2 rRNA genes are annotated in these 4,561 nt (G+C 52.6%); both read left to right on the top strand.

From position 1 onward, the window contains the following. Positions 1-214 precede the first annotated feature (214 nt). A 16S ribosomal RNA gene (locus ACFQ58_RS17840) occupies positions 215-1,764 on the top strand. Positions 1,765-1,910: 146 nt separating this feature from the next. After that, a 23S ribosomal RNA gene (locus tag ACFQ58_RS17835) occupies positions 1,911-4,561 on the top strand; the annotation flags it as partial.

The following is a 4,561-nucleotide window of genomic DNA, read 5'->3' as shown; positions in this document are numbered from 1 at the left end:
TTATTAAACGTCGCTGATGCACAGCAGACAACAACAAAAAGCTTCGGAAACAACTTAAAAAAAGTTGTTGACATAAAAGAAGCTGAGTGGTAAGATAATAAAGCTGCTTCAACAAGCGGTAATGATCTTTGAAAACTAAACAAGACAAAACGTACCTGTTAATTCAAAGTTTTAAATAAATCGCACAGCGATGTGCGTAGTCAGTCAAACTACTTTATCGGAGAGTTTGATCCTGGCTCAGGACGAACGCTGGCGGCGTGCCTAATACATGCAAGTCGAGCGGACAGATGGGAGCTTGCTCCCTGATGTTAGCGGCGGACGGGTGAGTAACACGTGGGTAACCTGCCTGTAAGACTGGGATAACTCCGGGAAACCGGGGCTAATACCGGATGGTTGTTTGAACCGCATGGTTCAGACATAAAAGGTGGCTTCGGCTACCACTTACAGATGGACCCGCGGCGCATTAGCTAGTTGGTGAGGTAACGGCTCACCAAGGCAACGATGCGTAGCCGACCTGAGAGGGTGATCGGCCACACTGGGACTGAGACACGGCCCAGACTCCTACGGGAGGCAGCAGTAGGGAATCTTCCGCAATGGACGAAAGTCTGACGGAGCAACGCCGCGTGAGTGATGAAGGTTTTCGGATCGTAAAGCTCTGTTGTTAGGGAAGAACAAGTGCCGTTCAAATAGGGCGGCACCTTGACGGTACCTAACCAGAAAGCCACGGCTAACTACGTGCCAGCAGCCGCGGTAATACGTAGGTGGCAAGCGTTGTCCGGAATTATTGGGCGTAAAGCGCTCGCAGGCGGTTTCTTAAGTCTGATGTGAAAGCCCCCGGCTCAACCGGGGAGGGTCATTGGAAACTGGGGAACTTGAGTGCAGAAGAGGAGAGTGGAATTCCACGTGTAGCGGTGAAATGCGTAGAGATGTGGAGGAACACCAGTGGCGAAGGCGACTCTCTGGTCTGTAACTGACGCTGAGGAGCGAAAGCGTGGGGAGCGAACAGGATTAGATACCCTGGTAGTCCACGCCGTAAACGATGAGTGCTAAGTGTTAGGGGGTTTCCGCCCCTTAGTGCTGCAGCTAACGCATTAAGCACTCCGCCTGGGGAGTACGGTCGCAAGACTGAAACTCAAAGGAATTGACGGGGGCCCGCACAAGCGGTGGAGCATGTGGTTTAATTCGAAGCAACGCGAAGAACCTTACCAGGTCTTGACATCCTCTGACAATCCTAGAGATAGGACGTCCCCTTCGGGGGCAGAGTGACAGGTGGTGCATGGTTGTCGTCAGCTCGTGTCGTGAGATGTTGGGTTAAGTCCCGCAACGAGCGCAACCCTTGATCTTAGTTGCCAGCATTCAGTTGGGCACTCTAAGGTGACTGCCGGTGACAAACCGGAGGAAGGTGGGGATGACGTCAAATCATCATGCCCCTTATGACCTGGGCTACACACGTGCTACAATGGACAGAACAAAGGGCAGCGAAACCGCGAGGTTAAGCCAATCCCACAAATCTGTTCTCAGTTCGGATCGCAGTCTGCAACTCGACTGCGTGAAGCTGGAATCGCTAGTAATCGCGGATCAGCATGCCGCGGTGAATACGTTCCCGGGCCTTGTACACACCGCCCGTCACACCACGAGAGTTTGTAACACCCGAAGTCGGTGAGGTAACCTTTATGGAGCCAGCCGCCGAAGGTGGGACAGATGATTGGGGTGAAGTCGTAACAAGGTAGCCGTATCGGAAGGTGCGGCTGGATCACCTCCTTTCTATGGAGAATTGATGAACGCTGTTCATCAATATAAGTTTCCGTGTTTCGTTTTGTTCAGTTTTGAGAGAACTATCTCTCATATATAAATGTATGTTCTTTGAAAACTAGATAACAGTGTAGCTCATATTTTTTAATTTTTAGTTTGGTTAAGTTAGAAAGGGCGCACGGTGGATGCCTTGGCACTAGGAGCCGATGAAGGACGGGACGAACACCGATATGCTTCGGGGAGCTGTAAGCAAGCTTTGATCCGGAGATTTCCGAATGGGGAAACCCACCATACGTAATGGTATGGTATCCTTATCTGAATACATAGGGTAAGGAAGACAGACCCAGGGAACTGAAACATCTAAGTACCTGGAGGAAGAGAAAGCAAATGCGATTTCCTGAGTAGCGGCGAGCGAAACGGAACAAGCCCAAACCAAGAGGCTTGCCTCTTGGGGTTGTAGGACACTCTGTACGGAGTTACAAAGGAACGAGGTAGATGAAGAGGTCTGGAAAGGCCCGCCATAGAAGGTAACAGCCCTGTAGTCGAAACTTCGTTCTCTCTTGAATGTATCCTGAGTACGGCGGAACACGTGAAATTCCGTCGGAATCCGGGAGGACCATCTCCCAAGGCTAAATACTCCCTAGTGACCGATAGTGAACCAGTACCGTGAGGGAAAGGTGAAAAGCACCCCGGAAGGGGAGTGAAAGAGATCCTGAAACCGTGTGCCTACAAGTAGTCAGAGCCCGTTAACGGGTGATGGCGTGCCTTTTGTAGAATGAACCGGCGAGTTACGATCCCGTGCAAGGTTAAGCAGAAGATGCGGAGCCGCAGCGAAAGCGAGTCTGAATAGGGCGAATTGAGTACGTGGTCGTAGACCCGAAACCAGGTGATCTACCCATGTCCAGGGTGAAGTTCAGGTAACACTGAATGGAGGCCCGAACCCACGCACGTTGAAAAGTGCGGGGATGAGGTGTGGGTAGGGGTGAAATGCCAATCGAACCTGGAGATAGCTGGTTCTCTCCGAAATAGCTTTAGGGCTAGCCTCAAGGTAAGAGTCTCGGAGGTAGAGCACTGATTGGACTAGGGGCCCCTACCGGGTTACCGAATTCAGTCAAACTCCGAATGCCAATGACTTATCCTTGGGAGTCAGACTGCGAGTGATAAGATCCGTAGTCGAAAGGGAAACAGCCCAGACCGCCAGCTAAGGTCCCAAAGTATACGTTAAGTGGAAAAGGATGTGGAGTTGCTTAGACAACCAGGATGTTGGCTTAGAAGCAGCCACCATTTAAAGAGTGCGTAATAGCTCACTGGTCGAGTGACTCTGCGCCGAAAATGTACCGGGGCTAAACGTATCACCGAAGCTGCGGACTGTTCTTCGAACAGTGGTAGGAGAGCGTTCTAAGGGCTGTGAAGCAAGACCGGAAGGACTGGTGGAGCGCTTAGAAGTGAGAATGCCGGTATGAGTAGCGAAAGAGGGGTGAGAATCCCCTCCACCGAATGCCTAAGGTTTCCTGAGGAAGGCTCGTCCGCTCAGGGTTAGTCGGGACCTAAGCCGAGGCCGAAAGGCGTAGGCGATGGACAACAGGTTGATATTCCTGTACCACCTCCTCACCATTTGAGCAATGGGGGGACGCAGGAGGATAGGGTAAGCGCGGTATTGGATATCCGCGTCCAAGCAGTTAGGCTGGGAAATAGGCAAATCCGTTTCCCGTGAAGGCTGAGCTGTGATGGCGAGCGAATTATAGTAGCGAAGTTCCTGATTCCACACTGCCAAGAAAAGCCTCTAGCGAGGTGAGAGGTGCCCGTACCGCAAACCGACACAGGTAGGCGAGGAGAGAATCCTAAGGTGATCGAGAGAACTCTCGTTAAGGAACTCGGCAAAATGACCCCGTAACTTCGGGAGAAGGGGTGCTCTGTTAGGGTGCAAGCCCGAGAGAGCCGCAGTGAATAGGCCCAGGCGACTGTTTAGCAAAAACACAGGTCTCTGCGAAGCCGTAAGGCGAAGTATAGGGGCTGACGCCTGCCCGGTGCTGGAAGGTTAAGAGGAGCGCTTAGCGTAAGCGAAGGTGCGAATTGAAGCCCCAGTAAACGGCGGCCGTAACTATAACGGTCCTAAGGTAGCGAAATTCCTTGTCGGGTAAGTTCCGACCCGCACGAAAGGCGCAACGATCTGGGCACTGTCTCAACGAGAGACTCGGTGAAATTATAGTACCTGTGAAGATGCAGGTTACCCGCGACAGGACGGAAAGACCCCGTGGAGCTTTACTGCAGCCTGATATTGAATGTTGGTACAGCTTGTACAGGATAGGTAGGAGCCTTGGAAACCGGAGCGCCAGCTTCGGTGGAGGCATCGGTGGGATACTACCCTGGCTGTATTGACCTTCTAACCCGCCGCCCTTATCGGGCGGGGAGACAGTGTCAGGTGGGCAGTTTGACTGGGGCGGTCGCCTCCTAAAAGGTAACGGAGGCGCCCAAAGGTTCCCTCAGAATGGTTGGAAATCATTCGCAGAGTGTAAAGGCACAAGGGAGCTTGACTGCGAGACCTACAAGTCGAGCAGGGACGAAAGTCGGGCTTAGTGATCCGGTGGTTCCGCATGGAAGGGCCATCGCTCAACGGATAAAAGCTACCCCGGGGATAACAGGCTTATCTCCCCCAAGAGTCCACATCGACGGGGAGGTTTGGCACCTCGATGTCGGCTCATCGCATCCTGGGGCTGTAGTCGGTCCCAAGGGTTGGGCTGTTCGCCCATTAAAGCGGTACGCGAGCTGGGTTCAGAACGACGTGAGACAGTTCGGTCCCTATCTGTCG

The organism is Agromyces sp. NPDC056523 (assembly GCF_042794545.1).
Lineage (GTDB): Bacteria > Actinomycetota > Actinomycetes > Actinomycetales > Microbacteriaceae > Agromyces.
This window is presented reverse-complemented; position numbering and strand designations above follow the sequence as displayed.